The organism is Cellulomonas dongxiuzhuiae (genome assembly GCF_018623035.1).
GTDB classification, from domain to species: Bacteria; Actinomycetota; Actinomycetes; order Actinomycetales; family Cellulomonadaceae; genus Cellulomonas; species Cellulomonas dongxiuzhuiae.
On the sequence record NZ_CP076023.1, the window covers coordinates 1,372,049 to 1,394,118 of the forward strand.

Consider the following 22,070-nt stretch of genomic DNA (forward strand, 5'->3'; position numbering starts at 1 on the left):
AGATCGACGGTGATGGTGCCGCGAGGCGCCACAGGACGGAGGCAGCTGCTGTGGACAGGTGCATGCGGGTCCGGATCGGCGCGGCGGTCGCCGCGCTCGCGATGACGTTGGCCGGGGCGTCAGTGGCGCACGCCGTGGGTGGCGCCGTGCCGGAGGGTACGGTCGCGGCTGCGACGGTGAAGCTCGACATCGCGGGTGACCCTGGCACCGCGCCCGGTCAGACGCGTGAGCGGTCCTGCTCCGGTGCGTTGCTCGGGGCGTCGTGGGTGATCAGCGCCGCGTCGTGCTTCACCGGGCCGCAGGGTGACGCGGTGAGTGCTGGTGCTCCTGCGTGGCCCACCACTGCGACGGTGGGGCGGGTCGACCTGAACGGGACGGCCGGCCACGTGGTGCGGGTCGACCGGCTGGTGCCGCACGAGGAGCGTGATGTCGTACTGGTACACCTGGCCTCGCCGGTCACCGGCGTGCCCGCCGTCACCGTGGCCTCGACACCGCCCGCGGTCGGGGACGAGGTCACGGTCAGCGGCTTCGGGCGGACCACCGACCGGGTGGTGCCGGACACCGCGCACGCTGCGGCGTACACCGTCGGGGCGATCGGGGACGGCACCCTGGACATCCAGGCCGCGCAGGAGGGCGCCACGATCTGCAAGGGCGACGCTGGTGGACCCGCGCTGCGCGCCACGGCGACGGGTGTGGAGCTGGTCGCGATCCACCACACCGCCTACCAGGGCGGGTGCCTCGGGGCCACGAGCACGCGGCAGGACGCCACCGAGACCCGCGTCGACGACGTGCGTCTCTGGATCGCCGGGCACGTCTCGCCCCCGCCGTCGCCGAGCATCCTCGTCAAGCACATCTACACCGTGAATGGTGGCCAGGTGCACGAGGCGGCGTCGAACAACGGCTGGAAGAGCCTGAATGCCGGGATCTCGACGTCGGGGGCCGTGGCGGTGATGGCGATGGACGGCGTGAAGTACGTGTACACGGTCAACGGTGGTCAGGTGTACGAGGCGGCGTCGAACAACGGCTGGAAGAGCCTGAATACCGGGATCTCGACGTCGGGGGCCGTGGCGGTGATGGCGATGGACGGCGTGAAGTACGTGTACACGGTCAACGGTGGCCAGGTGTACGAGGCGGCGTCGAACAACGGCTGGAAGAGCCTGAACACCGGGATCTCGACGTCGGGGGGTGTCGCGGTGATGGCGATGGACGGCGTGAAGTACGTGTACACGGTCAACGGTGGCCAGGTGTACGAGGCGGCGTCGAACAACGGCTGGAAGAGCCTGAACACCGGGATCTCGACGTCGGGGGCTGTCGCGGTGATGGCGATGGACGGCGTGAAGCACGTGTACACGGTCAACGGTGGCCAGGTGCACGAGGCGGCGTCGAACAACGGCTGGAAGAGCCTGAACACCGGGATCTCGACGTCGGGGCCCGTGGCCGTGTTGTCGTCCCGTGGCGTCAAGTACGTCTACACGGTCAACGGAGGACAGGTGCACGAGGCGGCGTCGAACAACGGCTGGAAGAACATCAGCTCGCTGGTCGCGACGTCCGGGCCGCTGGCCGTCCTTGGTCTGCAGTAGGTCGAGCGGCCGGCGTCTCGAACAGGCGTCGGGACCGCTGGAAGGCGCGGGTCGCACGGCGCGCGCTTCGAGTGTGCCGAGATCCCCGCATGAGTGATGGGTCGAGATGCACGTGAGCGTGTCGGACGAGGCAGCGGGTCGGGACAGGGAGAACGGTGCACATGCGCAAGTCATGGACGGCGCGAGTCGCAGCGGTCGCCGCCGTGGCGGCGCTGGCGGGTGCGGGAGTGCCGGTCGCTCACGCGGTCGAAGGCATCCTCCCGACGGGTGCGGCGGCTGCGGTGACAGTGAAGCTGGACATCGCGGGTGACCCCGCTGCGGTACCGGCGCCCGGCAAGCCGCGCGAGAAGTCGTGCTCGGGTGCTCTGCTGAGCGCGTCGTGGGTCATCAGTGCGGCGTCGTGCTTCGCCGAGACCCCGGGTGCGGCGGTGAGCGCGGGTGCTCCGAAGTGGGTGACGACTGCGACGGTCGGGCGGGCGGATCTCACCGGCACGTCCGGCCACGTGGTGCAGGTGGACCGGTTGGTACCGCACCCGGATCGGGACGTGGTGCTGGTGCACCTGGCTGCGCCGGTGCGTGACGTGGCCGCGGCGAAGGTGGCGAGCGCGGCCCCGCAGGTCGGTGAGGAGCTGGCGGTCGCCGGGTTCGGGCGTACGGCGGACCGGGTCGTTCCTGACACGGCGCACGTGGCGACGTTCACGGTGGGTTCGGTCGCCGTCGGGACGATCGACATCGAGGCGGATCAGGCCGGTGCCACGATCTGCAAGGGCGATGCGGGCGGGCCGGCTCTGCGCACGACGTCGACGGGTGTGGAGCTGGTCGCGATCCACCACACCGCCTACCAGGGCGGGTGCCTCGGTGCCACGAGCACACGCCAGGACGCCACCGAGACCCGCGTCGACGACCTGCGGGACTGGGTCGACCGGTCGACGGCACCCAAGCCCGGACAGGCGGAGTTCAACGACGCGTACGTGGCGTCCGTGTACCGCCACGTCCTGGGCAGGGAGGCAGGCGCCTCGGAGATCGCCGTGTGGACGTCCGCCATCGGGAGCGGGGCGTCGCTCCAGATGGTCGCGGAGGGGGTCACCGGCTCGGCGGAGTGGCGCAACCGATTCGTCGACGAGCAGTACCGCCTGCTGCTCGGCCGTCCGGCGGACGCGGCGGGGCTCGCCACCTGGGGCGGGGTTCTCGACCAGGGCAAGGGCACGTTCGCGGTCACCCAGGGCATCGTCGGCTCGGCCGAGTACTTCGCGCGCGCCGGATCGGACGACGCAGGCCTGGTCAAGGCGCTCTACCGGGACCTCCTGGGGCGCGAAGCGGGTGCAGGCGAGGTCAGCGCCTGGTCGGCGACCGTCGCGACCTACGGGCGCGACGCTCTGCTCAGCGGGATCGTGAACTCCCCGGAGCATCAGAACCGCGTCGTCGACCAGCGCTACCGGCAGATGCTGGGCCGCCCTGTCGACCCTGCAGGTCTCACCACCTCGGTCGACGCACTGTCGCGCGGCGGCACGGTCCAGCAGCTCCTGGCCCGGTTGGCCGGCAGCGGCGAGTACACGGACGGACGGGTCAGGGCGCTGTGAGCGGTCAACCGTCGGACGTCGGTCCCGGCGGTTCGGTCGGACGCGGCATGCGGCGTCCGTCGAGGCGAGCGGCGGTGGCGGTGACCACCGCGTGGTGGCGCGCGCGGCCACAGCCGTCAAGGACATGGCTCCGGTGGCGATCGGCGAGGGGGGCGGTGCCGCTCCAGTTCTCGACGACGCCAGACCCGTGCGCGCCGACCGGTCGGCGGCCTGCTCCGGCCGCTGTGCGATGCCACCGCCAGGCACTCAGGTTCCGCCAAGGCCGGTTTCAGCACCCACCAACCTGCCCGAGGTCTCCTGGGAGGCAGGAGGCGCCCGACGGGACGCCGATGGGAAGGAGCAGCGCCATGGAGGACAAGAGCGCGACCCGTTCCACGGGTGAGCAGCACATGCAGCCGCCGGTCGAGGGAACCGCGCAGCCGCAGGCCACGACGCCCGCCGCACCGCCCGCGGAGCAGGCGGCCTTCACCGAGCCCGCGCCGACCACGGGCAGGCGCCGCAGCATGAGCACGGCGGCGACGGCAGCGATCGCGGCGGGTGCCCTGGTGGGTGGACTGGTGGTCGGGGGCGGTGCCGTGGCGCTGGCCCAGCGCGGTGACGACGGCCCGGGGGATGCCGGCGGCACGTACCAGCAGGGTCCGCGGGACGACTTCGGGGGTCGTCAGGACGAGGGCCGCGGCGGCCACCAGCACGGCGGCGATGACCACGGCCGCCCCGGCGAGCCGCGCGACTGGCCGGGCGAGTCGCAGGACGGCTCGGGTGACCGGTCGCAGGACGGCTCGGGTGACCTGTCGCAGGACCAGGACGGCGGCACGCCCCGCGAGCGGGCCGAGCGCTCGGACGAGACCCCGACCCCGGGGCCCTCGACCCTGCCGGGCGCGTTCGACGACCTCTGAGCGTCGCGGACGGGGTGCACCGGGTCCGGACCACGCGGTGCGGACCCGGTGCGGGAATGCCCGCGACTCCCGAGGGTGTTGTGACGTACGCTGGTCCATGCCTGCCGCCCCGCCAGGGCGGACAGACGGCTTGACAAGTGCATACACCCATGGGGGTGATCGGTTTCGACGGTGATCGTCGAGCCAGGTGAAGCGGGTCGAGGATGCACGGTTATCTCGTAAACGCTCCGTGCAACTTATAGGTGCCGATTCCAATCGCACCGACTTCGCCCTCGCCGCCTGAGCGAGCCTCGAAGTCCGTCGGCCTAGACATGCTCTCGGTCTAGTTCCCGGCGTCATCTAGAGAGCCACTGCTGTCCGTCCTCGTCGGTGGGGCGGGCGGGACTCTCAGCCGACTGGGCCCGTCCACGTCTTGTCCGCGTGATCGTGGGGGCCGAGAAAATCTACAGCGGTCTGCACCCGGAGAAGCCCTGGTTCAATGTCATCGGACGCGGGTTCGATTCCCGCCACCTCCACGTCGAGGTCTTCGTAGAACGCGAAGGCACTCTTCGTAGCTTGTGCTGAGGCCCGTCCCGTCCTGGGGCGGGCCTCAGTGCTGTCCATGGCATGCGTGTCGGTGACCCCCGCTAGCCTCCGGCGAGTGCCGTCGGAGGGCCGTGTGGCATGCCCGGCAACCGGGAGCTTGCTTCGTTGATCTTGCTTGCCGGTATGGCTCGGTCTGGCGCATCGTGGTCCTCGGTACCGATGGGAGCGGTCGTGACTACTACGGGCTCCGCCAGGAGGTCTCACCAACCGCCGACGCTGCAGCCCACCTGGCCGCTTCGGGGCCGAAGCGGCGAGCGGGCGAACACCTGCGGCTGGCCTGGTCCAAGCTCTACGGCCTGCACCCAGATCCGAGCGGAGCCTACTGGCACGCCGTAAAGGCGATCGAAGCCGCGGGCAAAGGCACGCTCGCTCCAGATGACGACGACGCGACTCTCGGGAAGCTGATGAACAACCTCCGTACTGGACGCTCGAAGTTCCGCGTCCGCCTCGACGGCGACGAGCACAACGACTCACGCGACACGATCCACCACCTGATGGGAATGGTGTGGCGCAGCGAGTTCGACCGTCACGGCACCGATGATCCGGAGGTCCCCCTCGGCGTGGGTGGTGCAGACGCGGAAGCGGCGACCTTCGCAGCCGTCACCTTGGTCCACTACTTCCAAGCAGGCCACATTTCCCGGTCCGATGCCGCGGAGGCCGCTCGCGACTGACCCTTGGTCCGGCGGGACTGCTGCACGGAGAGGGGACACGTGACCTCTGGTGCCGGGAGGCGCCGCTGGAAGGATGTGCACCGAGGCACTCGACCCGTCGCAGCGAGGCGGAGAAGGTCGACTGCCGAGATCGTGCCCGTCAACCCGCCACGACCCACCCCGCCGGCGCCGACCACGGCGTCCGGCGGGACGGGACAGGGCGAGGACACCCGTGCACGTCACGGACGTGCGGGGCCGGCGGCGCGGGCCGGTGACGCCATATGCGCCCGCTTCGTCATCCGTCCCCGGCATGTCCACGTGATCGCCCCCGGCGGGATCGAGGAGCTGCTCCCGGTCGACCGGCACCGTGCCACAGGCTCAGAGGACTGAGCGACTCGCTCCTCGTCGATCCCGTCGAGCCCCTGTGACCGGTGGGATGTCCCTCGCCGTGCGCACCGGGGTGACGGCTGTCGTCCGCCGGTCGGCTAGGTTCGCCCGGTGCCGACACACCACGCGCGCGGACGTTCCCGCCGATGAGCACCGCGACCGTCGTCGGCGGCGGGCCGGCGGGGCTCATCGCCGCCGAGGTGCTGGCACGTACCGGCGTGGACGTCACGGTGCACGACCGCATGCCGTCGGTGGGACGCAAGTTCCTGCTGGCCGGCCACGGCGGTCTGAACATCACGCACACCGAGGGGCGGGACGCGTTCGCCGAGCGGTACGGCGAGTCGGCGCCCCGGCTGCGGCCGATGCTCGACGTGTTCGGCCCGGAGGACCTGCGCACATGGTGCGCAGGGCTGGGGGAGCCGACGGTCGTCGGGACGAGCGGGCGGGTCTTTCCACGCTCGTTCCGGGCGACACCCCTCATGCGCGCGTGGCTCGCACGCCTGACCGACCTCGGGGTGCGGATCGAGAAGCGGCAGCGGTGGGACGGATGGTCCAGCGACGGTGCGTCGCTGTTCACCGGCGCTGATGGCACGACTGTCGAGGTCGGTGGTGATGTGACGGTGTTCGCCCTCGGTGGCGCGTCTTGGCCGCGGCTGGGCGCCGACGGCGGCTGGGCCGGGCCGTTCATGGACCGCGGGATCGCGGTCACGCCGCTGCGAGCGGCCAACGTCGGCGTCCGGGTGGGATGGACGAATGTGCTCGCGCAGCGGTTCGCCGGCACGCCGCTGAAGAACGTCGCGCTCACCGTCCGCGGGCGCCCGGCACGGGGCCGCGGGGACGCGATGCTCACCCGCACCGGCCTTGAGGGCGGCCCGGTCTACGCCATCGGCGCCGCGATCCGCGAGGCGCTCGACACGGACGGTCGCTGCGTCGTCGAGATCGACCTGCGGCCGGACCTGACCGTCGCCCAGCTCGACGAACGGCTCGGGCGCCGCCGCCCCAAGGACTCGGGCTCGTCCTGGCTGCGCCGCACGGTCGGACTGGACCCTGCCGCGATCGGGCTGCTGCGCGAGGCCGACGCGGGCACCCTGCCGTCTTCCGGGATGGCGGAGCGGATCAAGGCCGTGCCGGTCGTGGTGACGGCCACCATGCCGATCGAGAAGGCGATCTCGACCGCGGGCGGCATCGCGTGGTCGCAGGTCGACGAGGCGCTGATGCTGCGCGCCCTGCCGGGCACGTTCGTCGCCGGGGAGATGCTCGACTGGGAAGCGCCGACCGGCGGCTACCTGCTGCAGGCGTCGTTCAGCACGGGTGTCGTCGCGGCCCGGGGTGCGCTGGCGCGACTCGGGACGGCGCCGTCGGGACACGGACTCGGCGGCCCCGCGCACGTCTGACGGCGGGCGGCGCCGTCAGGCCGACAGCCCCGGGCGGCGTCGGTCTCCGGGGTGAGCCCGGGCGTCGCCCGTATCCGGCTCGAACGGCCGCCCACGGCGGTCTACGACATCGTGTACTCCCGGCGCACGTCGACCGCGTCGTGGACCTGCGGTACCTGCATGTGCTAGGCCGCCCGGCGACCACCCCGGAGGTGACGGCGTCGCAGGCGTGCGGTGCGCCCGGGCCTCAGCGGCTCGCCGTCGCGTCCCACGCGAACGACGCGAGCCAGTGCGTCGCCACGAAGTCCTCGTTCTCCAGCGCGGCGAGCCCCGCGGCGAGCAGGCGGTCCCCGGCGTCGCGCAGCGTCGGGTCGTCGAGCGCGTGCGCGAGCCGGAAGAGTGCCCCTGCGCGCGAGAGGTTCAGGCCGTCGAGGTGCACGGCGTGCCCGTCGGTCGGGTCGACGACGCGCGCGGGTGACACCAGGTCGTCCGGCCGGGGGAGGAACCCCGCGAACCAGGGCCGCAGCTCCTCGGCCGGCAGCACGCGCGCCATGAGGTCCGCCTCGGCGAGGCCGGGGGACAGGAAGTCGTGGCCGCTGCGCTCCCAGCGCGCGGGCCAGTCCAGCTCCCTTCCGAACAACCGGCGCGCGTGCGAGCGCAGGGCATCGGCCGACGCGGTGCGGCCCAGGTCGTCGGCGGACGTGAGCAGCAGCGCGAGCCCGAACGCGGTGTTGCTGTGGACGCCGTGCCGGACCGGGTGCTCCACGCGGGCGAGCCACGGGTCGGCGAGGTCGAGCACGGTGTCCGCGAGCGGCGCGGTCGCGTCCGCCCAGCGTGCCGCGTCCTGGTCCCCGGCATCGGCCGCGGCCCGGCACGAGGCCGCGAGACGCGCCGCCCAGCCCCACCCGTAGGGCCGCTCGAACGCAGGGTGTGCCCTCAGGTACGCGACCTCGCCCGCGATCCTGCCGGCCGTGAGGTTCGCGTCGACGCGTGCACGCAGCGTCGCGTCCTCGTGCCCCGCGCGCAGCACCTCGACACCCAGCCAGTGCATGTGCACGCAGGAGTGCCAGTCGAAGGACGTGTGGAACGCGGGGTACAGGTCGGCGGGCGCGCGCACGTCGTCCGGGCCTGTCGCCAGGTGCACCAGGTGGTACGGCCACGGTGTCGCGAGATTGGTCGTGACGATGCTCGCGTAGCGGGCGAGGGACGGCCCAGGCGTGTCGGTCACCCTCCCAGCCTCCCGCACGCACGGGCTGTCGGAGTCCCTCAGCCCACGAGCCCCGTCCGGTACGCCCACACCACGGCCTGCACGCGGTCGCGCAGGTCCAGCTTGGTGAGGATGCGTGACACGTACGTCTTCACGGTCTCGGGGCTGAGCACGAGGGCGCGGGCGATCTCGGCGTTCGACAGGCCGTCGGCGACGAGCCGCAGCACGTCGAGCTCGCGTGGGGTCAGCGGGGAGCCGTCGGCGGCGGGCGGTGGGGCGACCCGGCTGGCGTACCGGCCGACGAGGCGGCGCGTGACCTCCGGCGCGAGCAGCGCGTCGCCCGCGGCGACCGTACGGATGCCGTCGAGCAGGCGGGCCGGGGGAGCGTCCTTCAGCAGGAAGCCGCTCGCGCCGGCGCGCAGCGCCTCGTAGACGTACGCGTCGAGGTCGAACGTCGTGACCACGAGCACCTTCACCGGGTCCGGGACGCCTGACCCGGCCAGGAGGCGGGTCGCCTCGATGCCGTCGAGGACCGGCATCCGCACGTCCATGACGACGACGTCCGGGCGCAGCCGCGCGGCCAGCTCGACGGCGGCGCGCCCGTCGCCGCACTCGCCGACGACCTCGAGGTCGGTCTGGGCGTCGATGATCGTCACGAAACCGGTCCGGATGAGCACCTGGTCGTCGCACACCAGGACGCGGACGGTCACGACCGGCCGCCCAGCGGGATGCGGGCCCGCACGTCGAAGCCGTCCGGCCGCGGCTCGGCGCGCAGCTCGCCGCCGAGCGCCCCCACCCGCTCCCGCAGGCCCGCCAGGCCGCGTCCGCCGCCCTGGGCCATCGGTGCCGTGCGTGACCCCTGCGTGCTGACGTGCACCCTGATCTCCTCGTGGTCGTGCCGGACGTGGACGGTCGTCGCGCTGCCGCGCGCGTGCTTGAGCGCGTTGGTGAGGGCCTCCTGGACCACCCGGTACGCGGCCAGCTCGGCGCCGCTCGGCGTCGGGGAGGGGACGCCCTCCTCGACGTACTCGACGGGCTGGCCGGCCTGCCGCGTCCGTTCCACCAGCTCGAGCACGTCACCGACCGCAGGTGCGAGGAGCTCGGGGCCGTGCCCGGGGTCGAGCACCTCGAGCAGGTTCCGCAGGTCGGCGACGGCCCGGCGGCCGGTGTCGGCCACGGCGGTCAGGGTGCGGTCGAGCGCGTCGGGGTCAGCCACCCGGTACCGGGCGGCCTCGGTCTGGACCACCATCGCCGTGACGTGGTGTGTCACGACGTCGTGGAGCTCGCGCGCGAGCCGCGTGCGCTCGGCCACGCGGGTGCGCTCGGCGACCGCCCGCCGCTGCTCGGCCTCCGCCGCGCGGGTGCGCCGCAGCCAGGCACCGGCGCCCCAGGCGAGGGCGAGGAGCAGGAAGAACGTGAGATAGCCCGAGACGGGTTCCGACCCGCCGAGCCGGTGCAGCGCGACCGTCAGCGCGACGTACGCCACCGCCGTGGCGGCCGCGGTGGCGCGGCGGTGCCGTTCGACGTGCCCCCCCGCGCTGACCAGCGCGACCACCAGAGCCGTGCCTGCGAACGTGTGGTACCCGAGCACCTGGTCGAGCGCGAACCCGAGCGAGACGACCGCCAGGCACGCGGCCGGCCACCGGCGGCGGACCGCCAGCGGCAGGCACTGCAGGAGGACGGGGACGATCGCCCCCGCGTCGAGCGGCCGGTCCGGGAGCCCGCCGAGCTGCGTGCCCTGGGCCTGCAGCGCCGGGACGAACGTCGCCCCGGCGAGCAGCAGTCCCAGCGGCAGGTCACGCAGGGTGACGGGAAGCCCTCGCCACACGTGCAGCAGGCGCTCGGTCACGACGACAACGTAGTGGGCGCGGCCTGGTCCGTCGTGACCCGGTCCGCCGTGCGCCGGTCCGCCCGGCGCGGCAGCGGCACGATGTGCCCCCGCCGGTGGGCGACTCTCATGAGGACGATCGTGAGGACGAGGCCGGCGGTGACCGCGACGATGCTCGCCTCGGGCCCGAAGGCGCCACCGGACAGCAGCGTCGGGCCCGACGTCACGCCGTCCAGCAGGCCGGTGGCCGTGTCGTTCCCGCTCACCTCGGTGCCGAAGATGCCCGCGGCCGCGAAGTTCCAGCCCATGTGCAGGCCGATCGGCAGCCACAGCGACCGCGTGGCGACGTACGCGGCCCCCAGCATGAGGCCGGCCTCGATCGTGATCGCGGTGGCGCCCCAGGCCGTCGCCGCCGGGTTGGTCAGGTGCACGGCACCGAACAGCACGGAGGTCACGGCCAGCGCGCCCCACGTACCGGTGCGCGACTCGAGGTGCCGGAGCAGGACGCCGCGGAACACGACCTCCTCCGTCGCCGACGCGGCGGCCGCCAGGCCCAGGAGAGCGAGCGCCGTCGTCACGGAGCCCCATCCCTCGACGCGGTACGCGCCCAGCGCGGCGATGATCCCGATGACGGCGACGAACAGCAGCATTCCGCCGGCCGTCCCTCGCACGAGCGGGCGGATCGCGCCGGTGAGGGGGAGGTCGACAGGGGAACGACGCTCGGTGCGGCGCACGACCCAGGCGTAGGTGCCCAGCGCGAGCGCCGCGGCGGCCAGGCCGAGGACGAGCTGCAGCGTCCACTGGTCCGCCACGGCCGTGGCCAGGGTGCCGCCGATCGCCCACGCCGCGACGACGGCGAGGAGTTGTCCGAGAAAGCGCATGACAGGTCCTTTCGGTGGTGCACGACCCCGTCGGCCGCGCTACGTCGACGCTAGGGACCGGGCGGGACGGGCGGGTCACCGCCGGGTGGACACCTCCGGGTCCCCCGCACGGGGGACGACGAGACCGTGCCTGACGCGGTGCCACCTCGGCGACGTGCCCGAGAATCACGGGTGCTGCATCTGTGCTTCCAGGGTGCGAGCCGTGCCGGACCTTCGTAGATGCACGGGTTGGCCTGCAGAAACACAATCCACGAAAACCCCACGTCAGACGGCCGTCGTCCCCTCGCGGGACGGCGGCCTTCGTCGTGCTCCCCGGTCCCGGGGTCACGTGCTCACGAGCCCCGTCCGGTACGCCCGCACCACGGCCTGCACCCTGTCGCGCAGGTCGAGCTTGGGTGAGGATCCGCGAGGCGTACGTCTTGACCGTCTCGTGGCTGATGACGAGCGCGGCGACGATCTCGGCGTTGGACAGGCCGTCGGCGAGGGTGACCGTCAGGGATCCGGCTCCCGCGACGCGGTTCCCGCCGGCGAGCGCGATGACCCCGATGACCGTTCCGAACATCACGAGCCCGATCACCAGGCCACGTCCCAGCGATCGGCCGGCGCCGGCCAGCGCGACCTCGACGGGTGCACGCTGCTCGGTCCGCCCGCACCACCCACGCGTACGCCGCGAGCGCGAGCGCCGCCACCACCGCCCGACGACCAGGGACAGCCACCAGCTGTCCAGCACCGCCATGACGGCCGGGTGCCGACGAGCGACACCACCACCACGACCAGGAGCTGCTTCACCAGGCGCACGACACGTCACTCCGGAGGTTCCCGCGGCTTGTTGGCCGCACGACCTCGACGCTAGGGAGCGTCGGGGGGGCCGGCGGCTCCCCGCATCGTGGACAGCTCCAGGTCGCTCGCGCGGGGGACAGGCTCGACGGGTCGGCGCCCCGTCGAGGGACGACGGTCTTCGTCGTGCCGTCTCAGGCGGCGCGCGAGCCGAACACGTGCAGGTCGAGCTCGGCGCTGAGCGCCTCGCAGGCGATGCGACCGCGGACGCTGGTGCCCTGCTCGTCGAGCGGAGGGCTGACCACCGCGCCACCCAGGACGCCCGGTGCGGCCAGGACGATCCCTCCGGACACGCTCGACTTCGCGGGGACGCCCACGCTGCGCATCCACCGCCCGGAGCCGTCGTAGACGCCGCAGGTGGCCATCACCGACACGACGTCGCGCGCCACGTCGGTTGGGACGACGCGTTCCCCGGAGACGGGGTTGACGCCGCCGCACGCGAGGGTGGCACCCATGACGGCGAGCGCCCGCGCGTCGACGAGCACCGCGCAGGCCCGTGCGTAGACCGCGACGGTGTCGTCCGCGCCGACGCTCAGGGTCCCCTCGGAGCGCATGAGGTGGGCCAGCGCGTGGTTGCGGTCACCCAGGAGGTGCTCGCTGTGGGCGACGTCGTCGTCGACGTCGAGCTGCCGGCCGGCGAAGGCGGACAGGCCGCGCAGGATGCGTGCGTCACGCGCGGCCACGTCATCGCCGTCGACGAGCGCGCCGGTGAGCAGCGCCCCGGCGTTGACCATGGGGTTCGGCGGCCGGCCCGTCCCGGTCTCCAGCTTGACCGCGTCGAAGGCCTCACCGGTCGGCTCGATGCCGATGAGGTCGAGCGCGTCGCCGCCCGTGTCGAGCAGCGCGAGCGCGAAGAGGAACGGCTTGACGGCCGACTGCACGCTGAACGGCACGTCCGCCTGCGCGCTGTGTCGTACGGTGCCGTCCGTCAGCACGAGCGCCAGCCCGCACAGGTCGGGGTCCGCGGAGGCGAGCTGGGGGATGCTGTCGTCCACGGCGCCGCCGTGCTCCGCGAGCACGCGTTCCCGCAGGTCGTCGAGGTCGTAGGAGCGGGCGTCGACGGAGCGGGTCATGCGCCCATGCTGGCAGGACGCGCGTCCGTCGGCCCGCGGAGGTGAGGCTCAGAGCCGCGCGAGCCACGCGTGCCCCGGGTCGGTCAGCCGGAGCGCCTCGCGCAGCCACGCACGGCGCTCCGGAGAGAGATGACCGGCGACGGCGTCGAGGTCCTGCTCGTCCTTCGGGCGAGGACCGTGGCTCTTGTGGAGCAGCTGGATCTCGGGCGCCAGCACGGGCACGCCGGCCGAGGACGGGGGAGCGGTGATCGTCGCGATCGGGCGCCGGACGCGCGGGTCCCGTCGGTAGACCCACTGGTCGTCGACAGCGTCGAGCACCATGAGCTGCAGCGACCAGGCCTCGCTTCCGCGCGGGCGGCACCAGACGTCGTGCACCGCCGACGGCAGCTCCTCACCTGGCTCCCAGTCGCGCAGCGTCCCGGGCGGGTCGGCCGCCATCAGGGTCCACCCGTCGAGATGCCGCTGGACCGTCGGCAGGTCCTCGCGCAGCACGACGACGTCGGTGTCCGCGTGCGGGCGGGTCTGCCGGCCGAGGTACAGGTCGAGCGCCCACCCCCCGGCGATCCACCAGCGGCAGCCCACGTCGGCGAGCAGCGCGGCGACCTCCGTCGGGTCGAGCGGGTCCCACGCACGGGTCTCCTCGAGGCCCACGCGTCAGGCCCGCGAGTGCGCGGGTGCCGACGCCCTGAGGCGGTACACCGAGACGTGCGAGCCGGAGTCGGCGGTGAACGGCGCTCCTGCCCAGTCGGCGTGCCGTCTCTCGAGCCCGAGGTAGCCCGGCTCGTCGCGCCACACGGTCGCGGTCGCGCCGGGGGGCAGCGAGCGCAGCTCGGGCACCCACAGCTCGATGACGAATCGTCCCCCCGGGACCAGGTGACGGGCGGCGTTGCGGAAGCACGCGACCTGCTCGTCCTGCGTCAGCAGGTTCGAGATCGTGTTGAAGACGAGGTAGACGAGCGTGAACTCGCCCGGCGCCCGGGTCTCGGCCATGTCGCCCATGACGACCGGGATCGTCGCATCGTCCACCTTGGTGCGCAGCCGCGCGACCATGGGTGCCGACAGCTCGACTCCGGTCACGGGCACACCGCTGCGGGCCAGCGGCACGGCGACCCGGCCGGTGCCGATCGCGAGCTCGAGCGTTGCCCCGCCGGCCGCCAGCTCGGCCAGCCGCTGCACGGTGGGTTGCAGAACCTCGGGGGAGAACATCCCCACGCCGGGTGTGTCGTACGCGCTGGCGGCGGCCTCGCCCCACAGGTCCTTTGTCACGAGGCCACGGTCCTCCGACCGGGAGGGTCGATCCACCTGTTTGCGCGCGGGGTGTGCGGCTGACGGCAGTCGGGTTCGGTCCTGTTCATGCGGCGGGGACTGCCGGGCGCTTCCACCGGGGTCACGATGGCCCTTCCGGCCCGGCCACGGGCTGAGACGCCGGTTCACGGGCGGCGCTCGGGTGGCATCGCAGTGAGGCCGAGCGCCGGTCAGTGCTTCTCGTCGTCCTGCGACGACACTGCCGTCGAGACCAACGCAGCCGCGGTGTCGGGTTGCTCGGCGATGATCTCGGCGATCTCCACGTCCGTGCGCAAGCGTGGGGGAGCCGCGGACCACGCCTTGATCTGCTGAACCACGTCGCCGTAGAAGGCGTCGACGGCATCGAGGACGGAGTCGATGAAGGAACCGCGCCCCCGGCTGCGCTTCGTCCCCATCGGCTGGGACAGCGAGACCTGGAACGACCTGATCTCACGCGCCGTGTCCCCGGTGATCGACGCGGGGGTCTCACGAACGGTCCGGAGGAGCTCCGTCGGCCCCGCACCGCGCTGGTGGGCGATCCTCGACTCGACCCGCACCGTCTCGGGCGCACCCTTCAGCTGCCGCACGAGCCAGTTGACGCGGGTGGTCGGACGGCCCTCGCGTGGAGCCTCGACCTCGACGGAGCACGTCACGACGCCGGCACGCAGATCGACGTCCACGATCACGTCGCCCACCGTGGCCGGGATGCGGATCGCCCCGGAGAGCGTCCCCGATCCGGCCAAGGTGGCCACGAGCGCCTGTGTGCGCAGAGCGGGGTCGGCGAGCTCTTTGCGGGACAGGACTGGGGTCACCTCGGTGCCGAGCTGGCGCCCGAGGCTCAGGCTCGCGTAGCGGAGCAGGGCGTCGAACCGATTGGCTACCTCGTCGACGCCCTTGTCGCTGCTTCGCAGGGTGCCGTTGCGCACGGCGTCCCGGACCGGAACCCACGACGCGCCCATGTCCTCGAACTCCAGCGCACCCGAGCGAGGATGCTCGAGGTAACGGATCAGCTCGCCCAGGATCCACGCCTGGTCGGGGTCGGCGACACCGCGGAACTCCTTCTGGAGTACGGCTGTCGCGAGAACCTGGGTCCACGACAAATGGTGGAGGGCTACGCGTTTGGTCTTTCTTCTGTCGACCTTGGTGGGGTGCTGCCCGGCCACCGGCGGAATCTCGTTCGAGATCGTCAGAAGCGCATCGAATCCTTGCTCGCGGGCCACGTCCAGATAGTTCTCCAGCTGCGTGGTCACCAGCTCGTTCTGGCCGGTCTTTACTTCTACCAGAGCAGTCCAGACCCGGCTTCCCCGGGTGACCTGGATCAACCCGTCGGGGATGACCGTCTGTTCCCCGAGCTTGAACGGGACCTCGATGTACGTCTGCACGGTTCCGGCGTGCGCACCGAACTGGTGCGTCAGGGCTCTGCCGAACTCCTTGACCGCGCTCAGCACCGCCAGGAGGGCAGAGGTGGCGCGTCGTTCCTGTTCCTCGGCACCGTTGATCCCGGATGTCGGGATCAGGCGTGCTTCGTGCCAGCTTTCCTGCGCCATGTCCAGCTCCAGATGTCGTCGGAATCGACATCCTGCACCGTTCGTCTCTCGCACCAGCGCATCGCCGCTCCGACTTCACCCGCGTGGCGCCACTTGAGAACGCCCGCGGGCTTGTGTGTGCGGTGACGCGCGGCGATGACGGGAACGCGGTGAAACGCTTCGCTGCGCCGACCTCTCTTGTGTCCGGACGTCGACCGTCGGCACGATGACGGTCGCTCCCCGCCGCCGACGACGTCGTCGCTCACGAGGAGTTGTGAACGATCACAGGCCCCTCGCGGGCCGTCCATCCCGGTGCGTTCGACCCCTCGCGGAGGATCGATGTCAACCACGTCCAGCTCTACGCGCCCTCATGCCAGGCGGCTGCTCGCCACGGCGACGGCGCTCGCCACCGCGGCGTCCGTCGGCATGGTGGCCGTCGCCCACGCCCCCGCCGCAGCGGCCGCCACCGTCGACACCGGGACGTCGTACGTCCTGGTCAACCGCAACAGCGGCAAGGCCCTCGACGTCTACAACTTCGCCACGGCCGACGGCGCGCGCCTCACGCAGTGGACACGCGGGACCAACGCCAACCAGCAGTGGCGGTTCCTCGACTCCGGCGGCGGGTACTACCGCGTCCGGTCGCAGCACTCCGGCAAGGTGCTCGACGTGAGCGGCTGGTCCACGGCCGACGGCGGCCGCGTCGTCCAGTGGTCCGACACCAACGGGGCGAACCAGCAGTGGCGCCTGCAGGATGCGGCGGACGGCTACGTGTCGCTCATCAGCCGTCACTCCGGCAAGGCGCTGGAGGTGCAGAACGCGTCGCGGGACGACAACGCCGAGATCGTCCAGTACAACCCGTGGGGAGGAACCAACCAGCAGTGGCAGCTCGTGCCCGTAGGGAGCCCCGTGACGCCGACGCCCACACCCACCACCACGACGCCGCCGGTCACCGGTACGTTCACCAACCCGGTCGTCTGGCAGGACTTCGCCGACGGCGACATCATCCGCGTCGGTGACGCGTACTACTACTCCGCCTCGACGATGCACTACTCGCCGGGTGCGCCGATCCTGCGCTCGTACGACCTCGTGAACTGGGAGTACGCCGGTCACTCGGTGCCGCGACTCGACTTCGACGACGCGAAGTACGACCTGGTCGGCGGCCACCGCTACGTCAAGGGCATCTGGGCGTCGACGCTGAACTACCGGCCCAGCGACCGGACGTACTACTGGTACGGCTGCACGGAGTTCAACCGCACCTACGTCTACACGGCGTCGTCGGTCGACGGCACGTGGACCAAGAAGGCGCGGATCAACAGCTGCTACTACGACGCCGGCCTGCTGATCGACGACGACGACACGATGTACCTCGCCTACGGCAACGGCACGATCAGCGTCGCGCAGCTCAACGCCGACGGCACGCAGCAGGTCCGGGCGCAGCAGGTGTACCAGACTCCGTCGAGCATCGGGACGCTCGAGGGTGCGCGGTTCTACAAGAAGGACGGGTACTACTACATCTGGCTCACGCGCCCCGCCAACGGCCAGTACGTGCTGCGCTCCCGCTCCCCGTTCGGCCCGTACGAGCAGCGTCAGGTGCTGCTCGACCTGCCGGGCCCGATCAGCGGCGGTGGCGTCCCGCACCAGGGCGGCATCGTCCAGACGCAGAACGGCGACTGGTGGTACATGGCGTTCACCGACGCGTACCCCGGGGGGCGGATGCCGACGCTCGCGCCGCTCACCTGGAACGACGGCTGGCCCAGCGTGCAGACCGTCAACGGCCGGTGGGGCACCACCTACCCGCGGCCGGCGATCAGCACGACGCGCACGGTGCAGCCCATGACGGGCCGGGACACGTTCACCGGGACCCGGCTGGGCCCGCGGTGGGAGTGGAACCACAACCCCGACACGAGCCGCTTCTCGGTCGGCGACGGCCTGCGCCTGCAGACGGCGACCGTCACCAACGACCTCTACGCCGCCCGCAACACCCTCACGCACCGCATCCAGGGGCCGTCGTCCACCGCGACGATCGAGCTCGACTACTCCGCCATGGCCAACGGCGACCGGGCGGGCCTGGCGATGCTGCGGCAGTCGTCCGCGTGGATCGGGGTGGTCAAGGCCGGCAACGGCACCACGCGGGTCGTCATGACGGACGGCCTGGCGATGGACTCGTCCTGGTCGACCACGAGCACCGGCAGCGAACGTGCCGGCGCGGACGTCAGCGGGGGCAGGATCTGGCTGCGGACGTCGGCTGACATCCGCCCCGGGTCGGGCCGGCAGGCCACGTTCTCCTACAGCACCGACGGCACGACGTTCCGGACCCTGGGGCCGGCGTTCACCCTCAACAACGACTGGCAGTTCTTCATGGGCTACCGGTTCGGCATCTTCAACCACGCGACGACGTCCCTGGGTGGTGCCGTGACGGTCCGCAGCTTCGACCTCACGACGCCCTGACCTCCTGACGCACCACCGACGCGTCGCCGTCGGGTCCCGGGCCGGGGACCCGACGGCGACGGACCGGCCGCGCCACGACCGGGCCTCCGGGAGCGACGCGGGACGGGTCTACTTCCTGACGCCGCGCGATCCGGTGACCGCTCTCACCCGCTGAGAGCGCCACGCGCGCCACGCGCCCGTGGACCACAGCGCCCAGAGCACCAGCGCACCCTGGAACGGCAGCCGAGCGAGGCGCTTGGCGTCCGTGTCGAGCCCGAAGCCGTCGTTGCCCTCGACGTACTGCGCCACGTTGCCGGGGAAGACAGCGACGAAGAAGGCCGCGGCCGCGGCGCCCACCCACGGCCGGTAGCGCGCCGGCGCGGCGACCAGCGCGGCACCGAGAGCGATCTCGACGACGCCCGAGCCCACGACGACCAGGTCGGTGTCGACCGGCACCCACGACGGCACCTGCGCCTGGAACTCCTCGCGCGCGAACGTCAGGTGGCTCGTTCCGGCGAAGGCGAGGAACCCGCCGAGCGCCACGCGCCCGATCGTCCGCGCGAGCCCGTCGCGGGGTCGGTCCGTCCGGCTGCGGTCAGTACCCACGGCGTCCTCCTCGGCTGGGGCGTCCCCCGAGGCTAGGTCCGGGTCGTTCCGCGCGCGCGGGCGGGCCGGTCAGCGGGCCAGGAACCCGCCGTCGACCGCGATGACGTTGCCGGTGACGTACCGGGCCTCGTCGGAGAACAGCCAGGCGACCGCGTCCGCGACCTCACCGGTCGTCCCGGCGCGCCCCATGGGCAGCAGCGTGTCCCACGCGTCGGCGCCCGGCGGTGCCATGCCCGGACCTGCGAACATGCCGGTGTCGACCGGACCGGACGCCACGCCGTTGACGCGGATGCTCTGGTCGGCCAGCTCGACCGCGGCGCACCGCGTGAGCGCCAGCGCGGCCGCCTTCGACGCGGCGTACGGTGCGACACCGCGGAACACGGTGCGCACGGAGTGCACCGAGAGGTTGTTGACGATGGACCCGCCGCCGGAGACCGTCATGTGGCGGACCTCCGCGCGCATGCACAACCACAGCGCGCGGGTGTTGACGGCGAACGCACGGTCGAAGTCCTCGACGCGGGCGTCGGCGACCGTGCCGGGACCGGTCACGCCGGCGTTGTTGAAGGCGTGGTCGAGGCGTCCCCAGACCGCGGCCGCCTCGTCGACGGCGGACTCGAGCGCGTCGTCGTCGCACAGGTCCGCCGTGACGAGCGCGGCCTGGCCGCCCGACGCGCGGATGCGCTCGACCACGCCGGCGCCGCGCTCGGCGTCCCGACCGAGCACGACGACCCGCAGGCCGCGCCACGCGAGCTCGAGGGCCGTCGCCGCGCCGATGCCGGACGTCGCCCCGGTCACGAGGGCGACGCGACGCGCGTCGTCGTCCCTGCCCGCGCGGGCACGCGTCGGCGAGGGTGCGGTGGTGCGGTCCATCGGTGGTTCCCCCTGGTGCTGTCGAAAGGGAGGGCGAGCAGGCCGGCCCCGGTGACAGTGCCCTGCGGGAGCGCTCCCAGCGGACGCGAGACTAAGGGATCGCGAACGGCACCCACAACCCGGTACGTGTGGTTCTGAGACGGTTGTCCAGTCCTCAACCACCGGGTCAGGTGCGGTCGGGACGACGACGGCCAGGCGTGGGCCCGCGAGCGGCTGAGAGCGCCACGTACCCTGGTCAGGTGCGCTGCGGTTACTTCGACGCGGGCGTGTGCCGCTCGTGCACGCTCCTGGCGGTGCCGTACCCGGAGCAGGTCGACGCGCAGCAGCGCCACGTGCGCACCGTGCTCGGCGACCCCGTCGGCGTCACGTGGCTGCCGACCGTCACGAGCGCCGAGGCGGGCTTCCGCAACAAGGCGAAGATGGTCGTCGCGGGCACCGTCGACGCCCCCACGCTCGGCATCCTCGACGGTCACGGCCACGGCGTGGACCTGCAGGGCTGCCCGCTGTACCCGCCGGCCCTGACGGCGGCCCTCGCGCCGCTCGCCGCCTTCGTCTCCGAGGCGCGGCTGGTCCCGTACGACGTGCCGACGCGCACCGGTGAGCTCAAGCACCTGCTCGTGACGGCCTCGCCCGACGGCGACCTCATGGTCCGGTTCGTGCTGCGCAGCACCGAGGCGCTCGCGCGCGTGCGCAAGCACCTGCCGTCCCTGCGGGCCGCCCTGCCGCACCTCGTCGTCGCGTCGGTCAACGTGCAGCCGGTGCACGCGGCGGTGCTCGAGGGGGAGCGCGAGATCCTCCTCACCGAGCGCGAGACGCTGCGGATGCGCGTCAACGGGCTCGACCTGCACCTGCGACCGCGCAGCTTCTTCCAGACCAACACCGAGGTCGCAGCTGCGCTCTACCGGCAGGCCGTCGCCTGGGCCGACGAGGCGCAGGTGACCTCCGCGTGGGACCTGTACTGCGGGGTCGGCGGGTTCGCGCTGCACCTCGCGCGGGCGGGGCGGCGGGTCGTCGGTGTGGAGACGAGCGCCGAGGCGGTCGCGAGCGCCGAGGTGACCGCGCGCGACGCCGGCCTGCCGGGCACACGGTTCCTCGCGGGCGACGCCACGGCGTTCGCGCTCGCTGCCCACGACGTGCCCGACCTCGTGGTGGTGAACCCGCCGCGGCGCGGGCTGGGCGAGCCGCTGAGCCGCTGGCTCGAGGCCAGCGGGGTCCCACGCGTCCTGTACTCGTCGTGCCACGCGGGCTCGCTGGCGCGGGACCTCGCGCACATGCCGTCGCTGCGCCCGGTGCGTGCCCAGGTCCTCGACATGTTCCCGCACACGCTCCACCACGAGGTCCTCACGCTCCTCGAACGCACCTGACCCCCTCCGCCGCTCGGCGTTGGCGGCGACGGGGGGAGCGGGTCAGGCGAGGGCTTCGGCGAGGAGGCGCAGGGTCTGCTCGCGGGCCGGTGCGCGGTCCGCCGGGGTGCCGCGCGTCGCGCCGGCGACCGGCTGCACCATGATCTCGTCGGTGCCCAGGCGTCGGGCCAGCTCGCGGACCTGCTCGGCCGCCTGCGCCGGGTCGCCGATGATCCACGACGAGGTCAGGGCTCTGAGGGCGTCGTCCGCGGACGCGGGCAGGGGAGCCGCCTCGGCGTCCTCGACCAGCTCCTGCGGCTCGAGCGTCGTGCCCGAGCGCAGCCGCCACATCGTGCGCACCTGCGGCAGGGCCAGGCGGTGCGCCTCCTGCGCGGTCGGTGCCACGGCGACGTTCGCCACGGCGATCGTGCGCGGCTCGGCGAGCGTCTCGGACGGCACGAACGTCTCGCGGTACAGCGCGACGGCCTCGTCGGTGCCGCGTCCCGCGAAGTGGTGGGCGAAGACGTACGGCAGGCCGAGCCGCCCGGCGAGCTGTGCGGAGTACGACGACGACCCGAGCAGCCACAGCTGAGGTGCGGACACGGCGCGCGGCGTCGCGCGCAGCGGGTACGTCGACGACCCGACGCGTACCTGCACGCCGTCGGGCCGCACGAGCGCGGCCAGCGCGGCGACGTCGGCGTCGAACGTGTCCACACCGTCACCCGTCGACCCGCGCCGCAGCAGGTGGCTCGTCACCGGGTCCGACCCGGGCGCGCGCCCGATGCCGACGTCGACGCGCCCGGGGAACGCGGCCTCCAGCAGGGCGACCTGCTCCGCGACGACCAGCGGCGAGTGGTTCGGCAGCATCACGCCGCCGGACCCCACGCGCACGCGCGACGTCGCAGCGGCGACGAGCGACATCAGGAGCGGGGCGTTGGTGGCCGCGACGGCCGGCATGTTGTGGTGCTCGGCGACCCAGTAGCGGCGTGCGCCGACCTCGTCGGCGACGCGGGCCAGCGCGAGCGTGGCGGCGAGGGCGTCGGCCGTGGTCTGGTCGGAGCGGACGGGCACGAGGTCGAGCACGGAGATGGCGGTCACCTCAGGCCCAACCCGCCCGGCGCGAGCCCCATTCCGGGT

18 protein-coding genes and 1 other RNA gene are annotated in these 22,070 nt (G+C 72.7%); 8 read left to right on the plus strand and 11 right to left on the minus strand.

Annotated elements, in window-relative coordinates:
* The first annotated feature begins 62 nt into the window (after window positions 1–62).
* From KKR89_RS06170 to KKR89_RS06195, 6 genes are all read left to right on the plus strand, one after another.
* Window positions 63–1,580 carry a S1 family peptidase gene (locus KKR89_RS06170; protein WP_208197456.1) on the plus strand — a complete coding sequence of 506 codons (1,518 nt, stop codon included), beginning with the start codon at window positions 63–65 and terminating at the stop codon, window positions 1,578–1,580.
* A 281-nt stretch (window positions 1,581–1,861) separates the two neighbouring features.
* Window positions 1,862–3,160, plus strand: a complete 1,299-nt coding sequence (locus tag KKR89_RS06175; protein WP_208197457.1) for a DUF4214 domain-containing protein — start codon at window positions 1,862–1,864, stop codon at window positions 3,158–3,160.
* Window positions 3,161–3,507: 347 nt separating this feature from the next.
* Window positions 3,508–4,056 (plus strand): hypothetical protein, encoded by a 549-nt coding sequence (locus KKR89_RS06180; RefSeq protein ID WP_208197458.1) that lies wholly within the window; start codon window positions 3,508–3,510, stop codon window positions 4,054–4,056.
* 151 nt (window positions 4,057–4,207) lie between these two features.
* Window positions 4,208–4,574, plus strand: a transfer-messenger RNA (tmRNA) gene (ssrA, locus tag KKR89_RS06185).
* A gap of 210 nt (window positions 4,575–4,784) precedes the next feature.
* The gene (locus KKR89_RS06190) at window positions 4,785–5,312 is read left to right on the plus strand and encodes a hypothetical protein (RefSeq protein ID WP_208197459.1); all 528 of its coding nucleotides are present in this window, start codon (window positions 4,785–4,787) and stop codon (window positions 5,310–5,312) included.
* Between the two features lie 512 nt (window positions 5,313–5,824).
* On the plus strand, window positions 5,825–7,072 hold the full coding sequence (locus KKR89_RS06195; RefSeq protein ID WP_208197460.1) for a BaiN/RdsA family NAD(P)/FAD-dependent oxidoreductase: 1,248 nt from the start codon (window positions 5,825–5,827) through the stop codon (window positions 7,070–7,072).
* 226 nt (window positions 7,073–7,298) lie between these two features.
* On the opposite strand, the gene KKR89_RS06200 is transcribed toward KKR89_RS06195, so the two are convergent.
* From KKR89_RS06200 to KKR89_RS06235, 8 genes are all read right to left on the minus strand, one after another.
* A complete protein-coding gene (locus KKR89_RS06200; RefSeq protein WP_208197461.1) occupies window positions 7,299–8,279 on the minus strand; it encodes a DUF2891 family protein in 981 nt (326 codons plus the stop codon).
* A gap of 38 nt (window positions 8,280–8,317) precedes the next feature.
* Entirely contained in the window at window positions 8,318–8,968 is a 651-nt protein-coding gene (locus KKR89_RS06205) for a response regulator (RefSeq protein WP_208197462.1), read from the minus strand.
* Window positions 8,965–10,107 (minus strand): sensor histidine kinase, encoded by a 1,143-nt coding sequence (locus tag KKR89_RS06210; protein ID WP_251141037.1) that lies wholly within the window; start codon window positions 10,105–10,107, stop codon window positions 8,965–8,967. The genes KKR89_RS06205 and KKR89_RS06210 overlap by 4 nt, the downstream gene beginning before the upstream one ends.
* Entirely contained in the window at window positions 10,104–10,967 is an 864-nt protein-coding gene (locus KKR89_RS06215; protein ID WP_208197463.1) for a CPBP family intramembrane glutamic endopeptidase, read from the minus strand. The genes KKR89_RS06210 and KKR89_RS06215 overlap by 4 nt, the downstream gene beginning before the upstream one ends.
* 971 nt (window positions 10,968–11,938) lie before the next feature.
* A complete protein-coding gene (gene glsA / locus KKR89_RS06220; RefSeq protein WP_208197464.1) occupies window positions 11,939–12,877 on the minus strand; it encodes a glutaminase A in 939 nt (312 codons plus the stop codon).
* Between the two features lie 48 nt (window positions 12,878–12,925).
* Window positions 12,926–13,528: a nucleotidyltransferase domain-containing protein gene (locus tag KKR89_RS06225; protein ID WP_208197465.1), complete on the minus strand. Its 603-nt coding sequence runs from the start codon at window positions 13,526–13,528 to the stop codon at window positions 12,926–12,928.
* Window positions 13,529–13,531: 3 nt separating this feature from the next.
* Window positions 13,532–14,083 carry a class I SAM-dependent DNA methyltransferase gene (locus KKR89_RS06230; protein WP_208197784.1) on the minus strand — a complete coding sequence of 184 codons (552 nt, stop codon included), beginning with the start codon at window positions 14,081–14,083 and terminating at the stop codon, window positions 13,532–13,534.
* Between the two features lie 269 nt (window positions 14,084–14,352).
* Complete coding sequence (locus KKR89_RS06235; protein ID WP_208197466.1) at window positions 14,353–15,708, minus strand: hypothetical protein; 1,356 nt, start codon at window positions 15,706–15,708, stop codon at window positions 14,353–14,355.
* 318 nt (window positions 15,709–16,026) lie between these two features.
* Here KKR89_RS06235 and KKR89_RS06240 point away from each other — a divergent pair, with 318 nt between their 5' ends.
* A complete protein-coding gene (locus KKR89_RS06240) occupies window positions 16,027–18,135 on the plus strand; it encodes a family 43 glycosylhydrolase (protein WP_243883234.1) in 2,109 nt (702 codons plus the stop codon).
* Between the two features lie 108 nt (window positions 18,136–18,243).
* Here KKR89_RS06240 and KKR89_RS06245 read toward each other — a convergent pair whose 3' ends face one another.
* Together KKR89_RS06245 and KKR89_RS06250 are read right to left on the minus strand one after the other, a co-directional pair.
* Window positions 18,244–18,720 carry a DoxX family protein gene (locus KKR89_RS06245; RefSeq protein ID WP_208197467.1) on the minus strand — a complete coding sequence of 159 codons (477 nt, stop codon included), beginning with the start codon at window positions 18,718–18,720 and terminating at the stop codon, window positions 18,244–18,246.
* A 69-nt stretch (window positions 18,721–18,789) separates the two neighbouring features.
* Window positions 18,790–19,590 carry an SDR family NAD(P)-dependent oxidoreductase gene (locus tag KKR89_RS06250; protein WP_208197468.1) on the minus strand — a complete coding sequence of 267 codons (801 nt, stop codon included), beginning with the start codon at window positions 19,588–19,590 and terminating at the stop codon, window positions 18,790–18,792.
* A gap of 239 nt (window positions 19,591–19,829) precedes the next feature.
* Between KKR89_RS06250 and rlmC the strand changes: the two genes are divergently transcribed.
* Window positions 19,830–20,954 carry a 23S rRNA (uracil(747)-C(5))-methyltransferase RlmC gene (rlmC, locus tag KKR89_RS06255; protein ID WP_208197469.1) on the plus strand — a complete coding sequence of 375 codons (1,125 nt, stop codon included), beginning with the start codon at window positions 19,830–19,832 and terminating at the stop codon, window positions 20,952–20,954.
* 42 nt (window positions 20,955–20,996) lie between these two features.
* Here the strand turns inward: rlmC and KKR89_RS06260 are convergent, their stop codons facing one another.
* The gene (locus KKR89_RS06260; RefSeq protein WP_208197470.1) at window positions 20,997–22,031 is read right to left on the minus strand and encodes an MsnO8 family LLM class oxidoreductase; all 1,035 of its coding nucleotides are present in this window, start codon (window positions 22,029–22,031) and stop codon (window positions 20,997–20,999) included.
* Window positions 22,032–22,070 lie beyond the last annotated feature (39 nt).